Raw genomic sequence first — 26,658 nt, 5'->3', positions numbered from 1 at the left:
AAGTTAATTCAAAATACTAGTTTTTTATCATAGTACCCCACACTTATTGTTGAAGTTGAAAGGCATGCATAATGTGTTTTCGTAGTAATGAAAACAACATAGCAGGGGTATCACTTAACGAGTTATAAAAATAATCTTTTATCCAATCAAATCCGTAAGTAAATAATGAGTATAATTTACGACCATGTTTTTTGATCTTTATAGGATAAATTTTGTTCTTAATGTCACCAGCAAGCACGCAAATAGCTAAGGATAAAGATACTATTGCAAATAGTTTTTCCAGCTTTTTTTGATCTGTAATGTGGGTATCTTCAATATTAAATCCAGATGACTTGAGAGACAGAAAAGGTCGCTCAATGCTCCACCTCTGCTTATATGCTAGCAAAGCACATTCACCAATAAGCACATTACTAGCAATAAATAGTTGCTCTCTTTCTAATTGCAAACAAGTTATTTTAATTGCCATACCATTGTAAATTTTGCTTTCTATAGTTTTAGTGTCACCCATTTGCATATCGGCAAAACATTTATTCAACTTCATCTTGCCACCGTTGAAATGCTTGACCTTCTCACTTTTTCTTAGCCTGATAGCAAAAGGTAATTTTTGGATTCCACCCATATATTGCAACCATTCCTCACCAACAAATTCCCGATCGGCAAGGATAAGCTCTATCATTTCCTTAGGTATAATTGTTAAAATTTGCTCAATCAATTTCTTTCTTTCATTAGTAGAAGAGTTGCCTTTTTTATCAAGTAACAACCATGCTATAGGAATTGAAATATTACCATAAACGATAGTTGCAACAAAAAAATTCAAATTTTTAATACCAAATTGCCAGCTGGTTCTATCTATGGCAAGGCTAATTTTACCTGTTAGACAGAGCAATTTAACAATAATTTTCCCTAAACTTATAAAGCACATATTTTGTTCTAAAAGCAAACGCTCAACTTTAACAATCTTGGCATGCAAATTGCCTTTAGAAGCGACATACAGTGCTAATTCTTTGATTCTCACAGTTTTAGCTTTTACTACTGCACAAATTAATTCTGCAAATGTTTTAATTCGTGCTGGGTGCCAATCTAAAAATATGTATAATATTTGGTATAGTGATTGAGAGTCCATTAATACCTCCTGTTGCTTGTTTCTCAGCGGAGATTAGTGACTCTCAGTCACTTATTCAATTTATTATTTTAACCCTCCTGTAAAATCTGTGGGGTACTATGAGGAAAAGTATGTATTTGCTGTAAATTTAGTGTATAGTTATTTGCTCACCTCATTATTTATATAATATACCATGTCAAATATCCAACAACCATGCATGCCAAACGAATATGGCGCAGATTCGATCAAAGTTTTAAAGGGCCTTGAGGCAGTTAAGAAAAGACCAGGAATGTATATCGGCGACACTGATGATGGTTCGGGGTTACATCACATGATTTATGAAGTTGTAGATAATGCTATAGATGAATCTTTGGCAGGATATTGTGACCTCATTGAAGTAATATTGAATCCTAATGGTTCAGTTACTGTACGCGATAATGGACGTGGAATACCGGTAGATATTCACGAGGAGGAAGGGATATCAGCAGCTGAGGTGATTATGACCCAATTGCATGCGGGAGGAAAATTTGATCAAAACTCTTATAAAATATCCGGTGGACTTCATGGTGTTGGAGTATCAGTAGTAAATGCCTTATCAGAATGGCTAGAGCTCAAAATATGGCGGAGTAATCAAGAGTATTTTGTGAAGTTTAAAGACGGGGTAGCAGAAGCGCCCCTCTTATTGCAGGGTGAGGCGCTAGGAAAACAAGGGACAGAAGTAACATTTTTTCCTTCTATTACCACCTTTAGCACCATTGAATTTAATTTTGCGACTATTGAGCATAGGCTTAGAGAATTAGCGTTTTTAAATTCTGGGATAAAAATTTTATTAAAAGATTACCGTTTTTCAGAACGCCAAGAAGTAGTATTTTGCTTTTCTGGAGGCGTGGAGGCATATGTAAAATATGTAGATAGAGCAAAAACAGCCTTACATCAGTGCATAGCCCTTATCAGTAGTAATACCGAATCAGGGATTACTGTTGAATTAGCCATGAACTGGAACGATTCATATCATGAAAATATTTTGTGTTTTACTAATAATATTAGACAACGTGAAGGTGGCACCCATCTTATCGCTTTTAAAGCAGCACTTACCAGAGTGATTACCACTTATATTGACAATATTGGGTATAATAAAAAATCTAAAGTGAATTTTATGGGGGACGATACAAGAGAAGGGTTAACTTGTATTTTATCTGTGAAAGTACCTGACCCTAAATTCTCGTCCCAAACTAAAGATAAATTAGTGAGTTCTGAAGTGCGTCCTGCTGTCGAGAATGCGGTATACACTAAAATATTAGAATGGTTTGAAGAACACCCTAGTGATGCTAAGTTAATTATTAATAAAATCATTGAAGCAGCTAATGCGCGGGAAGCTGCTAAAAAAGCGCGAGAATTAACACGCCGTAAATCTGCTCTTGAAGTCTCAAATCTACCGGGTAAACTTGCTGATTGCCAAGAAAGAGACCCTGCAGGAGCAGAGCTATTTATTGTAGAAGGCGACTCTGCTGGCGGCACCGCAAAACAAGGTAGAGACAGAAAATTCCAAGCAATCCTACCATTACGTGGTAAGATATTAAATATTGAACGAGCAAGATTTGATAAAATGTTAAATTCTGATCAGATCGGAACATTAATTACTGCCCTTGGTACTAGCATAGGGGAAGATTTTTCACTAGCCAAATTAAGATATCATAAAATCATTATCATGACTGACGCAGATGTGGATGGCTCCCATATTAGAACTTTGTTACTTACTTTCTTTTATAGACATATGAGGCAATTAATTGATAATGGTTATTTATATATAGCACAGCCCCCTTTATATAAAGTAAAGAAAGGCAATAGTGAACTATACTTAAAAAATGAACAAGCTTTGCAGGACCATTTAATTAAATCTACTCTTAGCGATACATTTATTACTTTAAATGATGGAACTCAAATTATTGGTAAGGAGCTAGAAGGCATAATCAAAGGAGTCATTAAATTTATGTCCTTACTTGACCAAGTAAGTAAGAAATTTAATCGGCAACTTGCAGAATCATTGTCTATCCGTGGTTTATTAGGAACCCACATATTTGACGAAAATAACCGACCTGCGATCCGGCAAGCATTAAGTATTTTAAATCTTGGTGATGTTGCACCTGATAAAACAGATTGGCAATTTGTAGTGGCAGAAAATAATATAGAATTTTTTCGTTTTGTTCGAGGTGTAAAAGAGAGTAAGATACTGTTAAAGGAACAATTAGAAACTCTAGAATTTACCGGACTTGCTAAGGCCTTTACTGTGCTCGAACCTATATTTACTCGCCCTACAAAATTATCAATTAGGAATCAGGAGCATGATATTATATTCCCTTCTAATTTGCTAGATTCTATTTTAGAAAATGGCAAAAAAGGAATAACTATCCAACGTTTTAAAGGACTTGGCGAGATGAATTCTGATCAATTATGGGAAACAACCTTAGATCAGGCAAAAAGAACATTGTTGCAAGTTAAAGTGCATGAACAAGATAGTGCAGAAGTACTATTCTCTACCTTAATGGGCGACATTGTTGAACCTAGAAGGCAGTTTATTCAAGAAAATGCCTTGAATGTCATCAATTTAGATGTGTAATAGCGATTACACCCCACTACGTCGACTTGATGACTTGTTCTTTTCTTGCGGACCCTTAAGAGAAGGAGTAGGTACGGGTGGTGGTATTGGCGTCTCTGTGGTGATGTGTTGCTGCTTTGGCTGCTCCTTATCGGCAGCTTGGTAAGGAGGAGGTGGTGTGGGTGGTGATATTGGCATCTCTGTGGCGATGTGTTGCTGCTTTTTGACCAAGATCTAGCTGCACGTTAGTGCTTAATTCTGCATTAGCACGTTCTTCTTTAGCAGCCTTATAATTCTTATAGCAACCTTTACCTACATCGTATGCTGTTTTTAGGCCAACACATGCAGCCCATATACCAAGCGACGCTCCCACCCGTAGCACCAAAGCAAGCAACTGCTAATACTAAACCAACACCAGCTGTTTTTTTATGGTTTTTCCATGTATCTTTGATTGAATCTATCACTAATTTAAAGAATCCTTTTTTAGGCTCAGTAGGTTTTGTTGGAGCGTCCATATATTTATTTCACACCTATTATTTACTATAAACAATAGTGCTATAATTTAAATTTCTTATCAAGAATTTTTACTGTTATAACATTAGGGTTAAATAATTTTAACTCTAATTATTTACAAATAGTGATAAATTTACTGATGAGGTTATTTTATATAGAGCTTTCTGCAAAATTTACTTCCTCTGTCTCCCCTATAACCGGCAAATTACTAGCATATTGTTTATAAGCTGCATTTGAACTTAAAAGAGGAGTCAGATTATTGAGCTGTATCATACTGCTTTGATCTTGGGTATTTTGCGCCTGTATTTCACTACTTCCCTGCCCGGCAGGGCTATTTGTGGCAATTACTTTATTTTGAGAATATTGAACATAAGAATCTCTCAATATAATGGCCAATATAACAGCGCACCCTCCCAATAACATGACTGCACTCAATATAGTACCGAACTTTATAGAAAACCAATCTCCAGACCCACCTGTAGAACCATTATCAATAGTATAGTAGATCTCCTCTGATTGCTCTGTAATATTTTTGATGTCTAACATATAGGCTCCTTGTCTATATTGATTAATTCATACTACCAAACTATGAACCCAAAGAATACCATATTCGCTTAATAAAATAAATATCTAAAGGAAGCGCAACTTTAAATTGTTACAAACTCTGGATTTTTATAATAGACTTCCTACATAAGTCAAAAATATTTATCAGTCTATAATATATTTCTTTTCTATATCATTTTTAGTTAACCGCTCTGGCGCTCCAAAGATATCAGGATTTTTTAGCTTAAATAAATCATCATCAAATTTTTTTACTTTGGCAATATGATTAAATGTTATAGTAATAATGTTATCATCCTCAAATATTTTCAAGGTTTTAATCTGGCCGGTCTCTTTATTCAAAATAATTTGACTACGTTTTTCTGTTAAATTATGATAAATCATCACCGACAAGATATCACGATAATTGTTTACTGACTCAAATTTAAAGTATTTTTCAAAATCTTCATTATTTTCTAGTAAAAAGTTAAATATATTTTCTTGCGCTTTAATACGTGTTACATGTTTCATATCGTAATCATAGACTGATACATAATTACTATTTCCTATTACCAGTAGAGGGAAGGGTGGATAATAATTACACCGAAATCTATAAGGTTTATTGATTAATAATTTACCTTGCGCTCTGTTCCCTAGTGAATCTTCTTGGATGAAATCCACTGCAATAGAATCTATTGCTCGCAAGTATTTCTTAATCTGAGACATAGTAACATTGAAACCTATTGTTTGAGCTTGGCTAGCTTTAACGTCAGTTATTGTCACTAACAAATATAAAATAACGAGAAATTGTTTGATCCAGCTTTTCATGTTAACCTTTTAAGAGATGATATTAGATTACATTATTATATTGCGTCAATACTAAATCACTTTGGCTATACGCATCTCTATCTGTTTTAATACTTCTTCAGCATGCCCTTTTACTTGGACTTTTTGCCAGATATGAACAATTTTTCCTTCTCTATCTATCAGAAAAGTGGTTCTTTCTATACCCATATATTTTTTACCAAATATTGATTTTTCTCCCAAAACTTCATATTGTTCACAAAGATTGGAATTGACATCGGAAGCAAGGGCGCACTCTAACTCATATTTCTTTTTAAAATTATCATGAGACGTTAAACTATCTTTAGAGACCCCTATAATTATCGCATTTCTTTTTTCAAATTCTGGTTTAAGCCTACTAAAATCCTGTGCCTCTATAGTACATCCCGGGGTATCATCCTTGGGATAAAAATAAAGCACTACAAATTTACCTACTAACTCAGATAAACTAATACTATTATTATCCCCTATTAGGGCAGTAAAATCTGGAGCATTATTACCGATTTTTAACATCTTAATTATTCCTCTATAAATGTTTATTAGTGATTTTAGGTTGTGTTGACAAAATGCCTTCAAATTTTTCTATTAATTTTACGCCAATAAGCCATAGTAAAAATTACTGCTAATGCTATGGCTAATGCAAACCAAGTAATGGCATATTCCAAATGATCATTTTTAATATGGAGTAAATTTTCTATCTTTAAAGGCTTTAAAATATCCTTATGCCTTTCCTCCTCATTATCCATAATTAGATAAAATTCCTCTAATTGTAAACCTAAAACATTAGCAGCCTCTACTAAATCTAAGGTAAACCAAATATTATTTTTAATGTCATTGTTTAATATAAAACGCCTTTTTTGTTCTCCTGGCAGTACTACTCCTATAATTTGATTATTACTCGCACTATTTTTTACTATATTATCAATATTTTTTTTATAGCTACTACCAAACCATCCTCGCGTCACTAAAATTATTTTATTATCTTCTGTTTTAAAAGGAGTAATTAAATAATACCCATCCTTCTCCACAGACATTGCCCTTCGTCCATACAGATGAAGATTTTTACCTGTTAAAAATTCTCCCCTAACCACTATTTTAGCATAATATTTATCTCCACTAAGAGTTTTCAGGTCAACCGGCGCTTTATTTAAATTATTATTTATTAAGTTTAAAAATAATTGTTTCTCCTGCAATCGGCTAACTTGCCAAATACCAAGCGATATAAGGACTATAAAGGCTAATATCGCTACTAATAAAGGTAATAATGGTATTCTACCTTTACTGAAGGGTAAAGTTTTGGGCACTATAATTTCTTCAATATTTCTAATAATGATTCTAAAGTAACAGGTTTGCTTTGTCCATTATCAAATAACATTAATTTATATTGCCAATCTGGCACAAAAAATTCTAATTTAAATAATTTTAATGCTTCTGCTAATGATTTAGGTAAAGGCAATAGATTATATTGTTCATCAAAAGCATTGCCATAGATCTTAGGTACGATCTTAATTTGCTCAGGAATTTGTAACCCTAAGAATATAGATTTTAAAATCGTAAAAATTGCCAAATAAATATTAGTTAAAGGATTAGCTATTCTATGCTCTAATCGTTGCGGATAAGCATCAGGGATGCGCAGCGCCACCGTTCTATTATTATTACCAAATGATACATTGATCGGCGCCATAAAATTTTTATCTAACCGTAAATAATCTTCCTCATATGGCATAAATACTAAGAAAGTATCCAGCATATAATGACAAATACTATGTGCTAATTTAGTTAGGAAATTACTATTAATATTAGTAGTATTATTATTTAAAAAATTGAGATGAAAATGCATACTATTACCATAATCATTACGAAATGGTTTAGATCTAAAATTTACATTACCTTGCAATTGTTGTGCGATCATTGCTATTTGACGCTGAGTAGTATTAATTTCTTGGATATAATCAATTACATTCGTTGAAGGAGGTAAATTAACTTCAAATTGGTTTTTCCCTTTTTCCTGCGTAATTTTTTGCCCAAAAATAAATTCGAATTGATTGATATCAATATTATCACTCAAGTAAAATTCTATTTCCACCCCTATACACGCTATTAGACCATAATTTATTTGCAACTCATTAATTAATTTCTCTAATGCATTGTATTGCCTCAAATGATCTGATAATTTATCAATAAAGCCTTGTGGAGGGGTCATCGTGGATCAGCTGATAAAAAATAAAGTTTATTATAAAATTTTTGACTTAAGCTTCAAGCATTCTAGTCATATTTATAGTAAAAAAAATGATGACCCTCAATATCTAGACACTATTCACCAGAATCGAACCGCCATAATAAATTATTATAATGCCACAAATATAGTAATCTTAAAACAAGTACATGGCGTGCAAATTATCGATGCTGATTTAATTGGTGATTTTACCACCGATTTAGAAGGCGACGGAGCAATTACTACTAACCACAATTTAGTGCTGGCAATACAAACTGCCGATTGTGTGCCAATTCTGTTAACAAGTAGCGACGGCAATATCATAGGAGCAGCGCATTGCGGGTGGAAGGGTAGCAAAGCAGGCATAGTAGCTAGTATAGTCACTAGAATGCAAGCTAAAGGTGCTAAGGATATTTATGCGGTTATTGGCCCTTGTATCCAACAATATTCTTATGAAGTAAATGAGGAATTTTATAATCATTTCATCAAAGATAAAGCGATTTATGAAAAATTTTTTATTCCTTCTTGGCGCGCAACACATTATATGTTTGATTTACCTGCTTATGTCAAATTACAACTGCAAGAGATAGGAGTGAAAAATATACACCAGATAGTAGAAGATACTTATACTACGAAGCTTAATGCAACAACCTATAATAACAGTTACATTCTAAATTACGATACTAACATAACAGAACCTAGAGATGGCAAAATGTATAAATACCCAAGCTACAGACGTTGTTGCCATACAGGAGAATTATACAATAGCGCTATATTATCTACTATTATTAAGCGGTAAGTTCTTGTTTATCTTCTAACCATACTATACCTTTGATCCTTTTAATAGAGGAAACTACCTTGAATTGGCAGGGAACATCTTAGATAGTGGCAAAATTACTCTATCAGCATATTTAGGTTTAAAGCCGGAAGAAATCGCTAATTTACATGAGATTTGGCAAAAGTCTGGACAAGTTATTTCCATTGACAATATACCAAAAGATACAACAATTTCTAGCTCTAGCTCTCAAGATTTAACACAAAAGTTTGATTCATATTACTCGCTAATACCATTTGCAAAAGAACATAAGAAATCAGAGGTAGAGTTAGGAGGAAGCACAGATGACATCTCTGATACGACTTCCTAAACTAACCTCAGTTCAAAACCACCAGAGATGCAAGCCCAAAAGTATAATTATTTTTTATTTCATATTAAGTCTAGATTGTAGTTCTCTTGCTGTTATGATATATATACATATTTTGATTCTCGCAAAACCTTAATTTGCTGTACCAACATTGACTTAGGCAGGAAGTATAATGCCCTTACCTAAAAGGAGATTTATTATTAATTTAAGTAGAGAATATATAGTGATCAAATATTTATTGTCTGTAGTCCTTCTCATCTCCACTTTCAATAGCTATGCTATAGAAACTATATCTATAGAACGTGGACATGTTGACCCTACTCCAATTGCGATTAATAAATTTGAGACCAACTCTCAGCATGAGAATGTGGTGGCTCAGGACATTATTAGTGTCATAACTAATGACTTAAAAATATCTGGTATGTTCCGCCCTATCTCTTCTGCTGCTTTTATTGAGCAAATTATAGGAATACATCATAAACCTCTTTTTGCTAGCTGGCGGCAAATTAATGCCTCCCTTTTACTGAATGGCACCGTCTCACATTTACCCTCAGGAAAACTGAAAGTAAGTTTTATATTATGGGATACAAATTTAGAAAAAAATCTAATAGGAGAGTTTTTTGAAGTACAACCACTTTTATGGCGACGAGTAGCTCATAAAATCGCAGATAAAATTTATGAGAAAATTACTGGTGATAAAGGTTATTTTGATACAAAAGTAGCTTACGTCTCAGAAAGTGGGCCATATTTAAATAGAATGAAAAGAATTGCCGTAATGGATTATGATGGAGCAAACCAACAATATCTTACTGATGGTAAGAATTTGGTCCTTACCCCTAGATTTGCCCCAGCTTCAGATAAGCTGCTTTATCTAGCTTATCTTAACAAACGGAAACCCCATGTTTATGTCCGTGACCTTAAAACAAATAAAGACAGTTTAGTAGGTAATTTTCCTGGGATGTCCTTTGCTCCAAGATTTTCTCCTAACGGTCAAACGGCTATTATGTCAATAGCCCAAAAGGGAGCTACTCATATTTTTGAAATTGATTTAAATACTAAACAAACTCGGCAATTAACTACCGGCAGCAAAGTAATTAATACCTCCCCTAGCTATTCTCCTGATGGTAGTAAAATAGTGTTTAACTCTGACCGAAGTGGTACTAGACAGTTATATATCATGAATGCTGATGGCTCTAATGTAGAACGTATAAGTTTTGGGAGCGGGGTTTATGCTGCTCCAAGCTGGTCTCCAAGGGGTGATTACATCGCTTTCACTAAAATTACTCCATCAGAAGGTTTCACTATTGGAGTTCTTAAACCCCACGCTCTGAATGAAGAAAATAACGAGAGGATTATTACCAGCGGCTACCTAGTTGAAGGAGCATGTTGGGGGCCTAATGGCAGAATTATTATGTTTACCAAAGGTTGGCCTTCGAAAGGTGCAATCGCAGGCAGAAGCCGAATTTATTCTATTGATTTAACAGGTTATAACGAAAGGGAAATGGTGACGAATCAAGATGCTTCTGATCCTGAATGGTCCAAAATATTAAATTAACCTTAATTCGATTAGGCTATCAGCTAGGTTGTGTGAAGGAAATTTTTATAAAAGCGCTTTATAATAGAGTATTTAAGTCGAAAAATAGTGGGAATTTTGCCAGAATGGTCTGCCTATTTCAAAAAATTTCCGCTATTTCGTAGATAAAATATGCATAAATCAAGCTATATAAATTTTCCTCACACAATCTTATTAATACCATTGCCCAAACCTAAATTAGCACTAGGAGTACGAGTTGTCGGCTACCCCCCCCCCGCGTACAGACCGTATACGTGAGGAGCAGAAGATCATGAAGTACGACGAACGTAGATGATTAGTTTTCGGAAATGGTATAACATCATTTTGCCGGTATAGCTCAGCTGGTAGAGCGGCGCATTCGTAACGCGCAGGCCGGGGGTTCGAGCCCCTTTACCGGCACCATATTTACGTACAATATGTCTCTCCAGAAAAACACTCAATCAATTTCTGTAGTAATGCATTAGTCTCCTTTATAATATCTTGATCTATTAAATTCTTGGTAAATATGAGCTTATCCCCTTGCTTTAATTTAACATGGCGAGGATATTTCATCATAAACTTACTTACTGGCCCCGCAACATTTGATTCTTTATAAAACCTGATTACAAACCCTCGCTCCCCTGAATCTAAAGTCTCAATATTAAGTCGTTTACATTTATATTTTATTTTCACAATATCCAGTAAATTAGTAAATTCTTGAGGTAGAGCACCAAAACGATCTACCATTTCATCCTTAAAATTTTCAATTTCTATATCATGCCTCAAACTCCCTACTCGCCTGTAGAGATTCAGTTTAAGAGCAGAGTCAGAAATATAATAATCTGGAATAAAAACTGGTAGCCCTAAATTAATCACTGGTATAAAATCCTTAGGCTGGTCTATAGTTTCTTCTTGCAATATAGCAATTTGTTCATCCAACATTTCTTGATAAAGCTTAACCCCCACTTCTTTGATTTGCCCGGATTGTTCTTCTCCTACTAGATTACCAAACCCCCGTAAATCCATATCATGGCTCGCAATTATAAAACCCGAGCCAAGAGCACAGCTATTTTGCATTACTTCTAAACGTTTTATCGAAGTAGCAGTCATTTGTTTATAATTTGCTAGCGTTAGATATGCATAACCTCTGACTTTACTACGCCCTATTCTGCCGCGTAATTGATATAACTGACTTAATCCTAAACTATCCGCTTTATGAATAATCATAGTATTTGCTTCTGCAATATCGATACCTGATTCAATGATAGTCGTAGCGACAAGTATATCAAACTTACCATCCCAAAATTCGCTCATTACTCCATCAACCTTCGCCACATGCATCTGACCATGGGCTACTTTATATTTTAATTCAGGGACTATGGTTTGTAAATATTCTTCCACCTCAATTATATCCTTGATTCTAGGTACTACATAGAAACTTCTCCCCCCACGAAAACGCTCTTTAAGTAACGCATCTCTAATAATTACTGGATCAAATGGCATTACTATTGTTCTCACTTCTAACCGGTCGCTTGGAGGGGTAGAAATAATACTCAGATCCTTAAGGCCGACCATTGACATTTGTAGCGTACGAGGAATTGGGGTGGCCGAAAGAGATAAAACATGCATTTTAGCTCTTAATTTTTTTAAATATTCTTTTTGGTTTACTCCGAAATGCTGTTCCTCATCAATTATTAGTAATTTCAGGTTACTAAATTCGATATTTTTAGTAAGCAAGGCATGAGTGCCAATGATGATATGGGCAGAACCGAATTTTATTTGCTCCTTAATAATTTTAGCTTCACTATTGGTTACTAAACTAGATAATTGTACAATATTTAAACCTAAATCTTTAAATCTTTTGAGAAATCTTAAATAATGTTGTTTGCAAAGAATAGTAGTAGGCACTATAATCGCAACTTGGGGGCCATTATATTGTTGTAATTCATTAAATACCTCATAATTAGAAGATTTTACTACCATAAAAGCTGCCCGTATGGCTACTTCAGTTTTACCAAAACCCACATCCCCGCAAATAAGTCTATCCATTAGCAGGCCGGAATCCAAATCTTTTTTTATATCATTTATGGCGTTTAACTGATCTTCTGTTTCAGTATATTTAAACCTACGGCAAAAATTCTCGTATTCTTCGGGATTAAATTCTACCGGATTAATTGTAGCTAATTTTCTTTTAGCGGTCACTTCTAATAATTGCCCGGCAATCTCAGTAATGCGTTTTTTTAATTTCGCTTTATTTCTTTGCCAGGTAACACTACCTAGCTTTGATAATTCTGCTTCATTACTGCCATATTTTTTGATTATATCAATATTTTCAACAGGAATATATAACTTGTCATTATTATCGTATAGAAGCTTTAGAAAATCATGAGCCTTACCTTTAATATCTAACGTTTCTACATTAAGAAACTGCCCTATTCCATGATCTTTATGAACAATTAATTCTCCTTCATTTAGATTATCTAGCTCCATTAAAATGTTTTTTAATTTACGCCTAGGGGCCTGTTGACGGATATTGACTGCTTTTTCTCCTAACAGATCCCCAGCAGCAATAAATAAATATTTCTCAGTATAGAATCCTTTGCTAAGTGGTAACGCTATAAGATTTATAACGTTACCTTGCGCATATTGTATGTTTTCTATTTCTAGGGAGGTTTTAGAATAATTACTGATTATATTTTTAAATCTCTCAATATTACTTTGAGATTGACAAAAAATTATTGGAATTTTATTATTATTTTTTTCTATTATTTCAAACAATTTCTCAAAAACTGTCTTATTTTCAATAAAGCTGGTTGCAGTAATCGCTTCTAATTGGTAAGCATATCCAGCATTTTCAGAAGCAGCCTCTTCTGGAATTATTAAAATATTTTCTTGCTGCTCTAACAATTTGCGGATCTTCTCACTACTATAATAAAGCTGGGTAGTTGGCAAGGCAGGATAAAAAGCATTTAACTTAATCTTATTAGACTCCGCGCGGGCGGTATAAAGGTCTATACAGCTATTTTCATGTTCCAAAATTGATTGTACTGATAGGCTATCGTAAATAATCAGGGGGTTATTTAAGTAATCTATTAATCCATAAGCAGAATTATAAAATAAAGAAGATAAATGCTCGTATCCTTGAAATTTTTTACCTTCGATTATGGACTGATATAAAGGCAAGTTAATATAATTCACTCCAAAAGCTTTCAAATAATTATCTCTAAAATTACTTATAGTGTCAGGATTTAATATTACCTCACTGGCAGGATAAAGCTCTAATGCCTGGTGTTCATGAATAGAAATTTGGCTATTAGTATCAAATTCTTTAATGGATTCTATATAATCCCAACTAAAGTTAATACGATAACCCTTATTACCAGGCAGTACTATATCTACAATCTCTCCTCTTACTGAAAATTCACCACTATCAATACTACTAGCGCTTCTCGTAAAACTATTATGTATTAAAAATTCTGCAAGCTGCGCTGCAGTTAATTTCATTTTACAATGCAGTTTTAGACAAGATTTAGCTAAATATTCCAAAGGAGGCAATTTACTAAGCAAATTTACTGCATTAGTCACTAGGATTTTTCTCTGCGTATTTATTGCCAAATAGCTTAAAATATTTGCTCTTGCTGATAAGATATTTTGATTAGGAGAGATGCGATCATAGGGAATTGTATCAAAACTAGGGAAATATAATACATTTGAGTGATGAGTAGCTATATTAGTAACTTTATTTTGGTGCTTAAAAAATAATAATTGTTTATAACTTTCTTGCGCCTCCTCTTCAGTAGTAAAAATAAGTAAAACATTCTTATTCGCTTTACTCACAAAATATTCGTGTGCAAAAAAACTTTTTGCACTCAAGGGTAATGGTTGTTTAATCATGATTAATTAAATTTATAAGTCTTTCATATCAAAGCTAAGTAACTGCAACATCACTTTGGAATTTAGCTGTAATGGAGGGATAGCTTTATCAGTAATCCAGTCATAGATGTCTATATCGTTCTGGTCAAGTATTAAAGAAAAATTTTTTAAGCTATCATCATCCATGGTTGGCAGGTAAATTGTAGCAAATTGACTGAGAATTAGACCTATTTCTTTACAACCACGATTTTTACTCTGATATAGTAATTTTTTAACTAACGAATTTCTATTAAAAGGGGCCATACTACAATTTTTATAAAAAAATATCATAATATTCTTTAGATAATTTGACAATTGCCAAATATGAAATATAAAATGTAAATGCAGAAACGCAATTCATCTGCTCTTAAACTCTCCCCTTACGTAAGACATTAAACTATTAATCAAAACTAAATCTATGAACATCAAAAATATGTCTTCCTTAAAAGCTTATGAGATGATAAAAATAGATAATAAAGCTATAATGATCGATGTTAGAACTAGCAATGAGTGGCAAAAAGTAGGCGTTCCTCAACTCCCTAAGCATCAGCTGATATTTCTTAGTTGGCGCTTATTACCAGGTATGTTATTAAATAATCATTTTACTAAGCAACTTATGTTACATATTAATAATATTGACAATAATATATTGTTTCTATGTCGTTCAGGCGCAAGATCCTATGAAGCAGCTAGTTTGATCAGTCACCTAGGCTATACTTGTTATAATATTATTGATGGATTTGAAGGAGGAGTGAATGGAATTGGTTGGCAAAAAAATAATTTACCGTGGCAAATTCTGTGAATACCAGTAAAAATCAATTCATTATGACAGAAATTCATAAGTCTAGGGATATCTGGAAACAAGTATTACTTGATCTTAATAAACATTATGGGGATGCTTTATATAAAAGCTGGTTTAGTAAGATTAGTTTTTTAGAATCTTCTATTAGTACCATTATCCTGTCTACCCCCACAAATTTTATTCGTGATTGGATAAAAGCAAGATACATTACTACCATATTACAATCTTGGCAATCTTATGACCGTGAAATCAAAACTATTGAAATAGTTACTAAGGAAGTACCGGATTTGAAGCATTCTAGCTCTAATACTCTTGAAACACTATCAATAACCGAAGAAGTAGATGCCAGTCCTGACAGTATATTTTCTGCCTTAGATTTACGATTTACCTTTGATAATTTTGTAGTTGGGGGACCTAATGAACTAGCATATGCCGCTTCAAGGGCAGTAGCAGAATCATCTAATGCTGTCGCTGAATCTAATCCTTTATTTCTATATGGAGGAGTAGGCCTAGGTAAAACCCATTTAATGCATGCTATTGCCTGGTATATAAGGCATAATAATCCGCAGCGTAAAGTAATTTACATGTCTGCAGAAAAATTTATGTATCAGTTTGTTAAAGCTTTACGTAATAAAGATGTCATGTCTTTTAAAGAAGAATTTCGTTCTGTAGATGTATTAATGATTGATGATATTCAGTTTATTTGTGGTAAAGATAGTACGCAAGAAGAATTTTTCCATACTTTTAATGCTTTGATTGATAATAATCGGCAAATGGTTATCTCATGTGACCGTTCTCCTTCAGATCTAGATAATATTGAAGATCGCATAAAATCTAGGCTTGGCTGGGGGCTGGTTGCAGATGTGCATAGTACTACCTATGAGCTGCGCCTTGGCATTTTAGAATCGAAGCTTGAACAAATGAATATCCATATTCCTAAAAATGTTATTGAGTTTTTAGCTGCAAAAATCACCTCAAATGTTCGAGAGTTAGAAGGAGCTCTGAATAAGGTGATCGCTCATTCTACTTTAGTAGGGCGAGAAATCACTTTAGAAAATACCCAAAATATCTTACGGGATTTATTACGTTCTAATGAAAGAATTATTACTATTGAAGACATCCAAAAAAAAGTGGCGGAGCGTTATAATATTAAGTTTTCTGATATGTCCTCCCCTAGACGTATCCGCTCAATAGCTAGGCCACGACAACTCGCTATGTATTGTAGTAAAATGTTAACCCCTAAAAGTCTAACGGATATTGGCAAAAAATTCGGCAAAAAGGATCATACTACCGTCATGCATGCTATAAAAAAAGTAGAAGAATTATGTGAAACTGATACAGAATTCCGGGAAGAACTTGAGTTATTGATGAAGATTTTACAGAATTAACTTAATAATAACCTATTCTAATGAATAGGTTATTATTAACTTTGTTGCAAGTGGTAAATAAGGCCTAGGAACCTCCCTCAAGGTAACCATCCTCTGTATCTCCTATGACATAAGTGGCGCTCTCCTCTCTGATCAAGATACCATTACTTATTTCATCAACAGAATTAGTGCGATAATCCCATGTCTCGCTTAAATCAGCATGGTCAGCTATTATTGCATTGGAATCTTGTTTCATCTCTGTACATTCTAGTCCCATCATAGTATTTACTTGGTCAATGATACAATTCCAATCTATTTTGTCCCTCACCCAAATAGTGTGACACTCTAACTTTATTGCTTTTTCTATATTCCTATAGTCATCATCTACTAATACCACATCTTTATTATTTGGAGTATTTGTTATTTGCTTAGCGAGTTCTATATGCCCCATTTTACGATCTGCACTGTTAGGTCCGTCCTCTGGATAGCCGCTTATGATACGAATGTCCTTTAACTGGTCCTGACTGAAACCGAACCCTTCTTCTAATATCACTTTTATTGCCTCACAATATGGACTAAATGTGACAATCGCAATTTTATGCCCTACCTTTAATAGATCCTCAACCACTTTTTTTAGGGATTCAGGATCGCGTAGTAGTAGGTTTGTTTGATCATTTAATAGGTCCTTAGTAGCCTTTATTACTTTATTCTGATCATAATCAGGATGTTTGTCCTCATCTGGTACCTGTCCATCCACTATAATTACGTTTCCTTTGGTTATATAAGGAAGGAGCTGTTTCTCCAATTCGTTACACAAGTGTTTCAGCGTTAATGTATAATCACAATCTATACATACTAACTTTTTGGCGCTTCTAGGTGCATCATTCTCTACCGTATCATTTTTAAATTTTTTCTGCACGGGCTCTCCTTCTTCGTCTGAAAGCTTTCTTTTTGGACTAAACACTAGTGGAGGTAGTGGAGTTCGCGTAGTGCTAAAATTTAGGGTCAGCTGCTTTTTACACTCTTGCATCAATACTTTTAAATCTTTTGACATAAATACCTTTTAATTATTTGATTAATAAATTCTTAATGTTTTAACCTTTTGTAAACAGTTAATACAGAATAATTAATATAATAGCAATAAATTTTTTTAGATTTTTTTAAGATAAATTAAGTAGCTTTAAGAATTAGTTAAGGAATTGCAGTAAATAAGATACTCTATGGGTTACAAGAAGGGCATAGTCCCTTCCTGCAAAGAGCAGCTGAAAAATAGTATCACCACTTGCGCGGCATACTACCGCAAGGCCATAGGGTATCTATATAAGCACGCAATGGGCTAAGTGCGCGCTCATATAGACTAATGAGATGTTAAGAACCTATACAAAAGTAGATTAATTTATCCATCATTATAGTCGTAAGATAGGATACCTATTGGGAGAACGTCAGACATATCACTTGGTGGCTGCTCGGTAGGGGGGTTAGTAGCATCATCTGAACCTAATTGTATAGCTATATCACTACTTGCTACATCCTGCTCCGCCTGCACGGTAGATGGGTTATCCTTTACTACCTCCAGCATTGATTGAAGTGCTATAGATACCTCCTGAACCGCTGTAATAAACTTCTCTCCTGGATTTTCCATATCTTCTTGAGCAGGGCTCTGAGGTAATTGACTTGCATCCTCTGGGTTATCTACTCCCGCCAGCTCTAACTTACTTAAGACGGCACCATCCACCTCATCAGATTTTTCCTGCCCGCTTTCACTTGCAGAAATTGGTTGTTCTTGAGAAGATGAAACAACTTCTTGAGCGTCTTTTTGTGCTGATTGATGCTTATCTTTTAGAATGTTATCTAACTCAGTTTTCTTCACAGATGATTGAGATACGTTTTGATCATTCTCCTCTTGCTCTTTATCTTGTACACTAGACGAGTTGTCATCTTTTTCTTTCACCTCTACACTTGCTGCAAGAACTGTTTCGTTTGTAGCCTCTTGAGATAGTAGTGTATTCAATTTTACAATGGCGCTTGATAGCTCCCCCTCCTGCTTGGTTTGGAACGCAACCACTGAATCCAAAATGTGGTCTAATTTACTGTGAAACTCTTCCCCTACCTTTTGTTTTAGCATTTCAAGTTCAGCACTTAGCTTTGGAATTTCTGCTGTACATTTCTCAATGATTTTTGTCATTTTGTCTACTTTTCTTGTCTGTATTTCTTTTTGGTTGTATGATTTTGGACTCGTTAGCTACTTTGAATTCTTGGATTATTTTTGATATCAGGGCCTTGCCTATTATGTCTTCATACAATATTTTCTCTATCGTCTCATGCTTTCCCATCTGTTCTAGCGTCGGCCTTTTTTCTATTACAGTCTTCCAAATTTTTTCCATTGCGTTCAACATGTCAGCATCCAAATCTGAAAGCGTCACGGATCGTATAACTCCTTTCATTATCTCACCTATCTCTGGCTGTATTACTTTACCAGAATTTTTGCCCCATTTCTGATCTGGCGATACTATTTTGAAGAATTCTTCTGGGATTTTGTTTGCGGGTAGTTTGAACCTACTATTTATTGTTGGTTCTAGCTTTTGTAATTGCGCCTGCACTGCCAATAACTCACCTTCTTTTGATTGTAGTTCTGCTAATTGCGCCTGCACTGCCAATAACTCACCTTCTTTTGATTGTAGTTCTGCTAATTGCGCCTGCATTGCCGATAACTCAACTACTTTTGATTGTAGTTCTGCTAATTGCACCTGCATTGCCGGTAAGTCATCTGGGCTGAATTGTAGTGCTGTTAAACTCACTTTCGTTGTCGATAAATCATTATCTATTTTTAATTGCAGTGCTGTTGAACTTTCATTAATTGTTGATAATTCACCATTTACTATTAATTGTAATTTTTCTAACTGCCCCTTCGGTGACAACATATAATCTATTTTTGATTGTAGTGTTGTGAAAATCTCGTTCGTTGCCCATACAATGTCACTCTTAGGTATATCTTGTAGCAATGCCAATATTCGCTTATGATCTAAAACCTGAGTATCGATTGCTCTTGCCAAAGGAGAGCGTCCTTGTGCATCTGGTTTTTTATAATCAGCATCATATTTCAGCAGACATTTTATCGCCTCTGCACTACCAGTAGACGCCGCAATTCCTAAAGGGGTAACGTCTTCAATTACTGTATACCCGCTGTTATATTCCTTGCCGTTGCGCCTTGTAATCTCAACTTGGTATGATTCTAAAATCTGATCCTTGGGTAGATGTGCGTAATTTGCAGTATTCACTGCTTCCTTCCCATTTATTAGTAAGGAGTCTATTAGCGGCACGTTATTAGATACTACTGCACCATGTAAAGCAGTGCGACCCTCTTTATCTTGATAGCCAACCTGAGCTTTATTTTTCATTAGCAACTCCACAACTGGTTTATTTCCATGAAGCGATGCAACTTGTAAAAGAGAGATCTCCACACTATTTTTGGGTAGAGGGCCTGTTACCTCAATCTCTCTATCTTCTATTACAAACTCCATTACTTTAACATTTGGATTCTGAGCAGCACAATACCCCACACCATGATTCTCTCCATCTTGAACCGTGTGGTCAGTAAAGGGCCACAAACATTCCACACTTTCTTTAACCCCTTTCCGGGTTGCAACCAAGAGAGGAGTTTGCCCCTTGTGGTTTTTCAGCTCTAAATTAGGATAAGTCGTCACTATTTTATAGTAAGTTTTCACTATTTTATAGCGAGGGGTTTGACCCTTGTCGATTTCCTGCTCTAAATTAGTAGCAGTTACCTCTTCTGGATCGTGAGGAGTGAGAGCCTTGTCGATTTCCTTCTCTAAATCAGGATCAGTTATCTCTACGTCCTGTTCCTCCTGCTGCTGCAGCATAAATGGCAGTAAAATCTTTACTGCTGTAGAATCTTTAGAGTTAGCGGCAGCCAGATGCAGAGGGATATTACCATCTTGATCTAACTTCCCAACATCACCGGGATGCTGCTGTACCAGGTATTGCACAACTGGATTATTTCCAGCAGAGGCTGCAATATGCAAAGGAGTTTGTGCTTTATTATTGGCAGCATGTGGATCAGCACCTTGATCTATTAAAAACTTTATTACTTCAACAGAAGATTTCTGGGCAGCTATATGTAGAGCACTATTTCCTTGTACATCTAACTTCGTTACATCACACTTCTGCTCTAGTACTAGATATTTCAATCCTTCTATATTCTGACTAAGTACTGCCATATGCACAAGCGTGAGCTTTTCTTCATAAGTACAATGTGGGTAAGCAAGACGCTCCTCAATTGCCCACTTGAGTACTGCAATATTTGAGTTCTGTACAGCAAGACTCTCCAAATAGTCCGCCTCTTTATTTTTATCCCTATCATTCTTCGGTGAAGGATACAAATATTCTGCATTTTCTTTGCTCCCATCTCGCACTGCCATCATAAAAGGAGTGAGCTCTTCGTTATTTTGCATCTTACGACTATCTACAGAAATTATCTTCCCTGTTTTAGGATCTTTCATCTCAAACGTAGGAGCAACTAACAGTGCAAATTTTACTGCTTCAGGATCTTGAGTATTAGCTGCCGCAAGATGTACAATAGTATTCGAAGATTTATCTTTAGCCAAGACATTACAGTGCTTCTCCTGTGCTAAGTATTTTATGATATCAGTAGTCCCGCAAGAGGCTGCAACTAACATAGGAGATAGACCGTCATTATTAGGAATCTCAAAATCAGCTTCATACTCCTCTATTACACACTTTATTACTCCTGGCTTTGGATTCTTTGCAGCATAATGCACAGCATTATTTCTTGCTGAATCTAGCGTGTCAATCTTCGCTCCCATGCCACATAGCTGTCTCACTAAATCTACAGTTCCATGTTGGGCAACAAAATGCAAAGGTGTCATACCACCCTTGGCCCTTACTGCATTGAAGTCAAACTGCTCTTCTTCTAATCGCGTTACCTTTTCTATCTCCCCTATTTTACCACTCATCACTGCTATATTCTGGTTATTCATTGCCTCAATTAAAGCCGCTTGCAACTCTTCTAATTTCTTCATAAATATCCCTTAATTATTTGATTAATAAATTCTTAATATTTTAACTTTTCTTAAGCAGTTAATACAGAATAATAAATATAATAGCAATAGTTTTTTTAGATTTTTTAAGGAATTTATAATGTCGAGAGTAAATTTAAATTAGGATATGCGGTGCGGTAGGAAATCAAAAGCATAATAGGAAGAGTAAAGGGGGAGGGGTAGATAGCCCTCCCCTGACAGAAAAGGGATGTTATACCAAGTTGCTTTCAAGACAGTAGTATGAGTAGGAAGGCGCGCGGAACCTAGTAGATCTAGGTGAGCACGACGAATCCCGAAATACGACGACCTAATGTGAAGAAAGCAACTTGGTATTAGATTACGATAAACAAATGCCTAAATACAACGATAATTATTATTAGGCCTAAAATGTTGATTGATTAAAAAATCTTCATTTATGACTATAATCTTTTTTGCTTTTAAAATTATTAAAAGTACCTAATAATATACTGATAACAACGGTGAAAATAGTTGAAGAGGCAAAAATACTAGCAACGAAATAATCTAGCTGCGTAAGAAGAGCGGTAATTATTGCCAGTGTGATAATAAATAAAATACTACTAATTCTACCTTTTTTCACTAAGAGCTCATAAGATTCAATATTTTTAATTTCTAGCTTATGTCTATGTATTTGCTCTTTCTCAGACATCGCGAGCAATTTAGCGGTCGTGCCAGGATAAAGAGTTTCATATTCTTCCAATAATTCAATAGGAGGCAGGACATGTTCAAATTTTTTACGGTAGTATCTATAGTCTGACTCTCTAGGGTTGGCAATTTTAAAATACCCTTTATTAAGCCTATTATTATTAGTAAAGAAACTTTTATTCTCTTTCATAATCTCTTTTTATTTCTTGAAATGCCATATTAATATCTTTTTCTATTTTGATAAAATATTCACGCAAATCGATTTCTTGTTTTTTTCTTAAAGGTGCCGGTAACACTGTGAAGATATGCACAAAATCTGCTAAGAATCTCGAAAAATTTGCTAAGCAATATTTCATCAATTTCATTTAGTTGAGCCCAAGAAAATTAACACTTTTTAACATAGTTGTTATAATTACAACTTAATGAACCCATCATCAGGTAAAAAAGGTTCACCCCTGAAATTTACTGCATTCTGAAATTTATTGCAACAAGTTATAAAATTTTTATCGCAGCCAGCGGTAATCCTAGCGGTTTTGTGATATTTTATGCGCTCAGGAATGACTTTATCAACTATTAGTATATTGCGCGTATGATTTGCAACTTTTGCGCAAAATACTCCTTCTCCTAAATTCACATCTCCTCCTGTAAAATATCCATCTTCTTTATCTAAATTACTGATCCGAATAGTTTTGCCAAAAATTTCCTCAATATTATAAAGAGCGCTATACATTGTTTTATCTATTTTGCACCGTGAATCGCCAAAATTAGCTCGACAATTTTGACTATAGGATTGCAGGACTGTTTGATTATAAGCATCGGTATTGGAAGTCAGATATAGTGTAAAATCTAGATCTCTTTTAATATAGGTGCTGCATCTATAACTAACAAAATGATTAATCTTTTGGGCAAAACATTGATATATCTTCACTCTCGCATCAGTTAAATCGTAATGCTTTTCTATGCCGTTATTCTCAAAAATTCCCCTTATTATAATAAAATTTTGACCAGAATCGTTAAATTCTCCTTCTTGTAAAGTCATGCCAGAATTAGGAATAAAGATTTTATCATCTATTAAAATTGATTTATCCAATTCTGTTAAATATAGATTATTATTATCTTGCAATTTAATATGAAAACAATATTTCAGCCCTAAAACGCTAGGAATAGAGCTAGGAAGATGTGTAGTATTAATAGTCATATCACCTCTAATAATTCTAGTTCTGCTAATTCTATGGATCCATCGCTGGCGTAATGATATTCAAAACTATCACTTCCAAAACGCACTTCTACTTCAAAAAGATAATTAGCAATTAAAATATGCCCTATTTCCAGGGGCGCCTCTAGATTAACTACCTCACTATTATAATTAACTTTTAAATCTATGCTTATACTCTCCTTAGGATATGTCAAAAATTCACAACTATCCAATACCGGCTTAGTAATTACCCTAGAATATGGCATTATTGGATCTTCATAGGTCTTAGTTAGTTGACATTGCTGCAATTTGCCATCACCTGTCGCAATAATTTGGGTAGTAGCCTGGTAATCTAAATGATCTCTAAAACGAAAAGAAAAATTACTGCCTCTTCTGGCACGGAAAAAAGCACTAAACTGTTCAAATTCCAGGCTACTTAGTCGACAATTTTTAATCAAATATTTTTGTTTAGAATATTCCCTATCTAAATTTCTTACTTCTCTTCCAGACAAGGTGGAAACACAAGAAGTAGCAAAACCCGACCGGCCTATTGCAAAACTTTCAATAAACTGGGGCATCCGTATATCATGAAAATTCATACTTATTCTCCTTCCCTGTGTTTAATGGTTAGACTTCTCTTGCATAATTCGTTTCATTACCTTTTAATAAAGCCTTATAGTTGATAGTCATCTTACCAGTAATAAGATCAAGGCTACGGCCAAAATTTATATTACAAGCCTTTAAACTAGCCACACTATAATGCTGCGGCAGATAAGAACTGACTACTAATTTATTAGTAATTTGATCAGCAAGTAGAGTCAGAACCGCTTGGTTTTTATCTCGTGCAAAACCACAGATTTCTAAATCTATTTCATATATATCTTGCCGCCTGGTTGATATATTGTCAGCTTTTAAAATATTTATTAAGATAAAAGGATATTTAGCATCTTGCACTACTGATAAATAAATTCGGTCAACCTGTAGTCTAATATTTGGGTCTCCTGATAATAATCTATAGGTCAATTGCTGGAAATCCTGGATAAAATTAAGAGACATATATTTCCAATCCTATTACATTTAAAAATTTATTTTGCTCTACAACATTAATAATTCTTTTAATTTCGAAATATCTCTCCTTAAATAATATCCGCATATTAGTATTAATATTTTTAATAAATCTGATTTTAAAGATGTAATATCCTTCGGTCATAACATGCCCAAAACTTAAATGCTCCATCGCGATAAATCTATTATCACAAATAGGTTTTATCTCGGCATAAGCTGCAAATTTTTCTTGCCATCTATCTTGATCTAATTCATTTATAGAAAAATTTTCGAGAAATTTAATCTGATGTTGCAAATTACGTGCTATTGACTTCTGCATTTCATATCCTCAATTGCCTATAAGGCAGGTATAAATTTTTAATTTCAAGGGACATGGCCATATTATTAGAGCTTTCTCTATCGTACATTTCTGCTACATGTAATAATATGCCATGTTTTATTGCCGGAGGAATATCCTGAGCATCAAAACCAGACATATAATTCACTACTATTTCCTGATATTCTAGCGGCTCATTTAAGCAGAATATTGCCGTAGCTTTATCTACATAATATTGCTGATCCTGTAATTGCCATGTTTCTTCCCTAATTTTTATCGTAACTTTTTCTAGAGATTGCACGGGAGCATATTTTAACTGTAATTGAGGCTGATTTAGAATATTACCAGTCAATTCTATCATTCTTGATATTATTGCCAGCTTAGTAAAATTTTCCGCTGCTATAATTGCCGCCTCAATTAAGCTAGTAATTAACGTATTATCATAATCCGCTTCAATCCTCAGATAATTCTTGACCTCTTCTAAAGACCAAATAGTCTGCGGAGTGACTGAAGTCACTTTAAAAATATTTTTTTGGTGCATATAGTTAACTAAATAAGCCAAATTTAATAGCCCGTTGATTTATCACATCGCCCCCTACCCTTTTCACAGCATAAAACTTTACAAATGGCTTATCAGTATATGGATCACGCATTATATTAATGCCGCTACGGTCAACTATCTTATAGACAGCTCGAAAATCACCAAGGGCAATAGCGATATTGCCTGGCTTAATTGTCATCATCTCCGAACAACAAATAACTGGTATACCAAAAATTGTTTGCTTTAAGGAGTCAGATAATGATGGTTGCCAGATAAAACGACCATTATTATCTTGTAGCTTTTGGATTTCCGATAAAGTACTACGGTGCATTAAAAAGCTAGCATTTGCTAAATAATCTGCATCAAGCAAATTAATAAGGTCTAGTAATCCTTCAACACTTACACTACTACCCATATTAAATTTATCAATTTTATTATGATCTTTAGATAAAATACCTTTAGGTTTTTTCTTACCATCTCCATTGATAAAAGCATCATTTTCAGCTTTAACAAAGCTGTCCCTTAAACATTCTATTAACCAATTATCTACCCTTATAGCTGAATCATTTATAAGGGTTTGACTTGCTTTAGGCTGAGCATATAATTCATGCACAAAAATTCTCTGCTGCCTGAGCTTAGCAGTAGTAGTATCATTCCTAGCCTCCACTTCGCCAACCCACCCACTAGAAAAAGCCCCTTCTTCAATGACTATATCAAGAGCATTAGTGGAAATCATTTCAGTAGAAGCTAATTGCCTCATTGGTGAGCGTGAGTGTATTTCGCTAATTATGGTATTATATAAAGTTGGTACTAGTAATACTCCTCCATCGTCAGCACTACTACCATGTAAGGACTTCTCTATTATGTCACTTTGATTACCTTGCCGAATATAATTACTAAAAGCATTTTTATATTCACATTCTTGCTGTATCTCTATCGCTGGGCGTGATATAAAATTCTCTAAATTATGAACTCTTTCTTGTAACTTATTAATTTTGATATAGCTTAGTTTGTCATCATTATTGTGAGAACTTAATAATTCTGCTTGCATTTGTTGCTCCATTAAAAATGTAGGGGTTATATTTTGTTGAAGGTAATTTAAATTGTCAGGAATATGATTAGTAATAGGGAGATGTTTAGTGATATGAGTAATTTTAGCCTGATCGTTTGCTGGAAAGGTAACTATGCTAACTTCCACTAACTTAGCCTTAGTAAT

27 protein-coding genes and 1 tRNA gene are annotated in these 26,658 nt (G+C 34.4%); 7 read left to right on the top strand and 21 right to left on the bottom strand.

Annotated features, from left to right (window positions below):
• Positions 1–43: 43 nt before the first annotated feature.
• The gene (locus tag ACFELV_RS05695) at positions 44–1,123 is read right to left on the bottom strand and encodes an IS4 family transposase (RefSeq protein ID WP_375326208.1); all 1,080 of its coding nucleotides are present in this window, start codon (positions 1,121–1,123) and stop codon (positions 44–46) included.
• 172 nt (positions 1,124–1,295) lie between these two features.
• Here ACFELV_RS05695 and gyrB point away from each other — a divergent pair, with 172 nt between their 5' ends.
• Positions 1,296–3,719, top strand: coding sequence for a DNA topoisomerase (ATP-hydrolyzing) subunit B (gyrB, locus tag ACFELV_RS05690; protein WP_375327129.1), 2,424 nt, complete (start codon positions 1,296–1,298; stop codon positions 3,717–3,719).
• Positions 3,720–3,725: 6 nt separating this feature from the next.
• Here the strand turns inward: gyrB and ACFELV_RS05685 are convergent, their stop codons facing one another.
• The 7 genes from ACFELV_RS05685 to ACFELV_RS05655 form a co-directional block, all read right to left on the bottom strand.
• Positions 3,726–3,929 carry a hypothetical protein gene (locus ACFELV_RS05685; RefSeq protein WP_375327128.1) on the bottom strand — a complete coding sequence of 68 codons (204 nt, stop codon included), beginning with the start codon at positions 3,927–3,929 and terminating at the stop codon, positions 3,726–3,728.
• 77 nt (positions 3,930–4,006) lie between these two features.
• Complete coding sequence (locus ACFELV_RS05680; protein ID WP_375327127.1) at positions 4,007–4,213, bottom strand: hypothetical protein; 207 nt, start codon at positions 4,211–4,213, stop codon at positions 4,007–4,009.
• Between the two features lie 148 nt (positions 4,214–4,361).
• Positions 4,362–4,757, bottom strand: a complete 396-nt coding sequence (locus tag ACFELV_RS05675; RefSeq protein WP_375327126.1) for a hypothetical protein — start codon at positions 4,755–4,757, stop codon at positions 4,362–4,364.
• 162 nt (positions 4,758–4,919) lie between these two features.
• Positions 4,920–5,579 (bottom strand): outer-membrane lipoprotein carrier protein LolA, encoded by a 660-nt coding sequence (locus ACFELV_RS05670; protein ID WP_375327125.1) that lies wholly within the window; start codon positions 5,577–5,579, stop codon positions 4,920–4,922.
• A 51-nt stretch (positions 5,580–5,630) separates the two neighbouring features.
• The gene (locus tag ACFELV_RS05665) at positions 5,631–6,107 is read right to left on the bottom strand and encodes a peroxiredoxin (RefSeq protein ID WP_375327124.1); all 477 of its coding nucleotides are present in this window, start codon (positions 6,105–6,107) and stop codon (positions 5,631–5,633) included.
• A 59-nt stretch (positions 6,108–6,166) separates the two neighbouring features.
• The gene (locus tag ACFELV_RS05660) at positions 6,167–6,898 is read right to left on the bottom strand and encodes an SURF1 family protein (RefSeq protein ID WP_375327123.1); all 732 of its coding nucleotides are present in this window, start codon (positions 6,896–6,898) and stop codon (positions 6,167–6,169) included.
• Positions 6,898–7,797 carry a glutamine synthetase gene (locus tag ACFELV_RS05655; protein WP_375327122.1) on the bottom strand — a complete coding sequence of 300 codons (900 nt, stop codon included), beginning with the start codon at positions 7,795–7,797 and terminating at the stop codon, positions 6,898–6,900. Before ACFELV_RS05655 ends, ACFELV_RS05660 begins: the two co-directional genes overlap by 1 nt.
• Position 7,798: 1 nt before the next feature.
• Between ACFELV_RS05655 and pgeF the strand changes: the two genes are divergently transcribed.
• From pgeF to ACFELV_RS05635, 4 genes are all read left to right on the top strand, one after another.
• Complete coding sequence (gene pgeF, locus ACFELV_RS05650) at positions 7,799–8,608, top strand: peptidoglycan editing factor PgeF (RefSeq protein WP_375327121.1); 810 nt, start codon at positions 7,799–7,801, stop codon at positions 8,606–8,608.
• Positions 8,609–8,672: 64 nt separating this feature from the next.
• Positions 8,673–8,954, top strand: a complete 282-nt coding sequence (locus ACFELV_RS05645; RefSeq protein WP_375327120.1) for a hypothetical protein — start codon at positions 8,673–8,675, stop codon at positions 8,952–8,954.
• A gap of 223 nt (positions 8,955–9,177) precedes the next feature.
• Positions 9,178–10,506 (top strand): Tol-Pal system beta propeller repeat protein TolB, encoded by a 1,329-nt coding sequence (gene tolB / locus ACFELV_RS05640; RefSeq protein WP_375327536.1) that lies wholly within the window; start codon positions 9,178–9,180, stop codon positions 10,504–10,506.
• 344 nt (positions 10,507–10,850) lie between these two features.
• A tRNA-Thr gene (locus ACFELV_RS05635) sits at positions 10,851–10,926 on the top strand.
• A gap of 3 nt (positions 10,927–10,929) precedes the next feature.
• On the opposite strand, the gene mfd is transcribed toward ACFELV_RS05635, so the two are convergent.
• Together mfd and ACFELV_RS05625 are read right to left on the bottom strand one after the other, a co-directional pair.
• Positions 10,930–14,397, bottom strand: coding sequence for a transcription-repair coupling factor (mfd, locus tag ACFELV_RS05630; protein WP_375327119.1), 3,468 nt, complete (start codon positions 14,395–14,397; stop codon positions 10,930–10,932).
• Positions 14,398–14,409: 12 nt separating this feature from the next.
• Positions 14,410–14,706, bottom strand: coding sequence for a succinate dehydrogenase assembly factor 2 (locus ACFELV_RS05625; RefSeq protein ID WP_375327118.1), 297 nt, complete (start codon positions 14,704–14,706; stop codon positions 14,410–14,412).
• Between the two features lie 127 nt (positions 14,707–14,833).
• On the opposite strand from ACFELV_RS05625, the gene ACFELV_RS05620 reads away from it, so the two are divergent.
• Both ACFELV_RS05620 and dnaA read left to right on the top strand, forming a co-directional pair.
• On the top strand, positions 14,834–15,217 hold the full coding sequence (locus ACFELV_RS05620; RefSeq protein ID WP_375327117.1) for a rhodanese-like domain-containing protein: 384 nt from the start codon (positions 14,834–14,836) through the stop codon (positions 15,215–15,217).
• 23 nt (positions 15,218–15,240) lie between these two features.
• Positions 15,241–16,605 (top strand): chromosomal replication initiator protein DnaA, encoded by a 1,365-nt coding sequence (dnaA, locus tag ACFELV_RS05615; RefSeq protein ID WP_375327116.1) that lies wholly within the window; start codon positions 15,241–15,243, stop codon positions 16,603–16,605.
• 64 nt (positions 16,606–16,669) lie between these two features.
• On the opposite strand, the gene ACFELV_RS05610 is transcribed toward dnaA, so the two are convergent.
• The 11 genes from ACFELV_RS05610 to ACFELV_RS05560 all read right to left on the bottom strand — a co-directional run bounded on the left by ACFELV_RS05610 (position 16,670) and on the right by ACFELV_RS05560 (position 26,658).
• Positions 16,670–17,638 carry a hypothetical protein gene (locus ACFELV_RS05610; protein ID WP_375327115.1) on the bottom strand — a complete coding sequence of 323 codons (969 nt, stop codon included), beginning with the start codon at positions 17,636–17,638 and terminating at the stop codon, positions 16,670–16,672.
• A gap of 342 nt (positions 17,639–17,980) precedes the next feature.
• Positions 17,981–18,769 carry a hypothetical protein gene (locus ACFELV_RS05605; protein WP_375327114.1) on the bottom strand — a complete coding sequence of 263 codons (789 nt, stop codon included), beginning with the start codon at positions 18,767–18,769 and terminating at the stop codon, positions 17,981–17,983.
• Positions 18,753–21,644, bottom strand: a complete 2,892-nt coding sequence (locus tag ACFELV_RS05600; protein WP_375327113.1) for an ankyrin repeat domain-containing protein — start codon at positions 21,642–21,644, stop codon at positions 18,753–18,755. Before ACFELV_RS05600 ends, ACFELV_RS05605 begins: the two co-directional genes overlap by 17 nt.
• A 427-nt stretch (positions 21,645–22,071) precedes the next feature.
• On the bottom strand, positions 22,072–22,515 hold the full coding sequence (locus tag ACFELV_RS05595; RefSeq protein ID WP_375327112.1) for a DUF2335 domain-containing protein: 444 nt from the start codon (positions 22,513–22,515) through the stop codon (positions 22,072–22,074).
• On the bottom strand, positions 22,502–22,636 hold the full coding sequence (locus tag ACFELV_RS05590; RefSeq protein ID WP_375327111.1) for a hypothetical protein: 135 nt from the start codon (positions 22,634–22,636) through the stop codon (positions 22,502–22,504). Before ACFELV_RS05590 ends, ACFELV_RS05595 begins: the two co-directional genes overlap by 14 nt.
• A 101-nt stretch (positions 22,637–22,737) precedes the next feature.
• Positions 22,738–23,523, bottom strand: a complete 786-nt coding sequence (locus ACFELV_RS05585) for a DUF2163 domain-containing protein (protein ID WP_375327110.1) — start codon at positions 23,521–23,523, stop codon at positions 22,738–22,740.
• Entirely contained in the window at positions 23,520–24,119 is a 600-nt protein-coding gene (locus ACFELV_RS05580) for a TIGR02217 family protein (protein WP_375327109.1), read from the bottom strand. Before ACFELV_RS05580 ends, ACFELV_RS05585 begins: the two co-directional genes overlap by 4 nt.
• A gap of 28 nt (positions 24,120–24,147) precedes the next feature.
• Positions 24,148–24,576 carry a hypothetical protein gene (locus ACFELV_RS05575; protein WP_375327108.1) on the bottom strand — a complete coding sequence of 143 codons (429 nt, stop codon included), beginning with the start codon at positions 24,574–24,576 and terminating at the stop codon, positions 24,148–24,150.
• Positions 24,566–24,904, bottom strand: coding sequence for a head-tail adaptor protein (locus ACFELV_RS05570; protein ID WP_375327107.1), 339 nt, complete (start codon positions 24,902–24,904; stop codon positions 24,566–24,568). The genes ACFELV_RS05575 and ACFELV_RS05570 overlap by 11 nt, the downstream gene beginning before the upstream one ends.
• Before the next feature lies 1 nt (position 24,905).
• The gene (locus ACFELV_RS05565) at positions 24,906–25,463 is read right to left on the bottom strand and encodes a head-tail connector protein (protein WP_375327106.1); all 558 of its coding nucleotides are present in this window, start codon (positions 25,461–25,463) and stop codon (positions 24,906–24,908) included.
• Positions 25,447–26,658: a phage major capsid protein gene (locus ACFELV_RS05560; protein WP_375327535.1), complete on the bottom strand. Its 1,212-nt coding sequence runs from the start codon at positions 26,656–26,658 to the stop codon at positions 25,447–25,449. Before ACFELV_RS05560 ends, ACFELV_RS05565 begins: the two co-directional genes overlap by 17 nt.

It is taken from the genome of Candidatus Tisiphia endosymbiont of Nemotelus uliginosus (genome assembly GCF_964264835.1).
GTDB lineage: Bacteria > Pseudomonadota > Alphaproteobacteria > Rickettsiales > Rickettsiaceae > Tisiphia.
The sequence above is the reverse complement of the archived record's forward strand: the minus strand, read 5'-3'. Positions and strand labels throughout refer to the sequence as shown.

Excerpts from the sequence above, each read along its gene's own strand:
- ACFELV_RS05575 (WP_375327108.1), bottom strand. The coding sequence starts at position 24,576 with ATGTCTCTTAATTTTATCCAGGATTTCCAGCAATTGACCTATAGATTA.
- ACFELV_RS05680 (WP_375327127.1), bottom strand. The coding sequence starts at position 4,213 with ATGGACGCTCCAACAAAACCTACTGAGCCTAAAAAAGGATTCTTTAAA.
- ACFELV_RS05595 (WP_375327112.1), bottom strand. The coding sequence starts at position 22,515 with ATGAAAGAGAATAAAAGTTTCTTTACTAATAATAATAGGCTTAATAAA.
- ACFELV_RS05610 (WP_375327115.1), bottom strand. The coding sequence starts at position 17,638 with ATGTCAAAAGATTTAAAAGTATTGATGCAAGAGTGTAAAAAGCAGCTG.
- ACFELV_RS05620 (WP_375327117.1), top strand. The coding sequence starts at position 14,834 with ATGAACATCAAAAATATGTCTTCCTTAAAAGCTTATGAGATGATAAAA.
- ACFELV_RS05670 (WP_375327125.1), bottom strand. The coding sequence starts at position 5,579 with ATGAAAAGCTGGATCAAACAATTTCTCGTTATTTTATATTTGTTAGTG.
- ACFELV_RS05585 (WP_375327110.1), bottom strand. The coding sequence starts at position 23,523 with ATGACTATTAATACTACACATCTTCCTAGCTCTATTCCTAGCGTTTTA.
- ACFELV_RS05570 (WP_375327107.1), bottom strand. The coding sequence starts at position 24,904 with ATGCAGAAGTCAATAGCACGTAATTTGCAACATCAGATTAAATTTCTC.
- ACFELV_RS05605 (WP_375327114.1), bottom strand. The coding sequence starts at position 18,769 with ATGACAAAAATCATTGAGAAATGTACAGCAGAAATTCCAAAGCTAAGT.
- ACFELV_RS05665 (WP_375327124.1), bottom strand. The coding sequence starts at position 6,107 with ATGTTAAAAATCGGTAATAATGCTCCAGATTTTACTGCCCTAATAGGG.
- ACFELV_RS05695 (WP_375326208.1), bottom strand. The coding sequence starts at position 1,123 with ATGGACTCTCAATCACTATACCAAATATTATACATATTTTTAGATTGG.
- ACFELV_RS05625 (WP_375327118.1), bottom strand. The coding sequence starts at position 14,706 with ATGATATTTTTTTATAAAAATTGTAGTATGGCCCCTTTTAATAGAAAT.
- ACFELV_RS05600 (WP_375327113.1), bottom strand. The coding sequence starts at position 21,644 with ATGAAGAAATTAGAAGAGTTGCAAGCGGCTTTAATTGAGGCAATGAAT.
- ACFELV_RS05655 (WP_375327122.1), bottom strand. The coding sequence starts at position 7,797 with ATGACCCCTCCACAAGGCTTTATTGATAAATTATCAGATCATTTGAGG.
- mfd (WP_375327119.1), bottom strand. The coding sequence starts at position 14,397 with ATGATTAAACAACCATTACCCTTGAGTGCAAAAAGTTTTTTTGCACAC.
- gyrB (WP_375327129.1), top strand. The coding sequence starts at position 1,296 with ATGTCAAATATCCAACAACCATGCATGCCAAACGAATATGGCGCAGAT.
- ACFELV_RS05675 (WP_375327126.1), bottom strand. The coding sequence starts at position 4,757 with ATGTTAGACATCAAAAATATTACAGAGCAATCAGAGGAGATCTACTAT.
- dnaA (WP_375327116.1), top strand. The coding sequence starts at position 15,241 with ATGACAGAAATTCATAAGTCTAGGGATATCTGGAAACAAGTATTACTT.
- ACFELV_RS05580 (WP_375327109.1), bottom strand. The coding sequence starts at position 24,119 with ATGAATTTTCATGATATACGGATGCCCCAGTTTATTGAAAGTTTTGCA.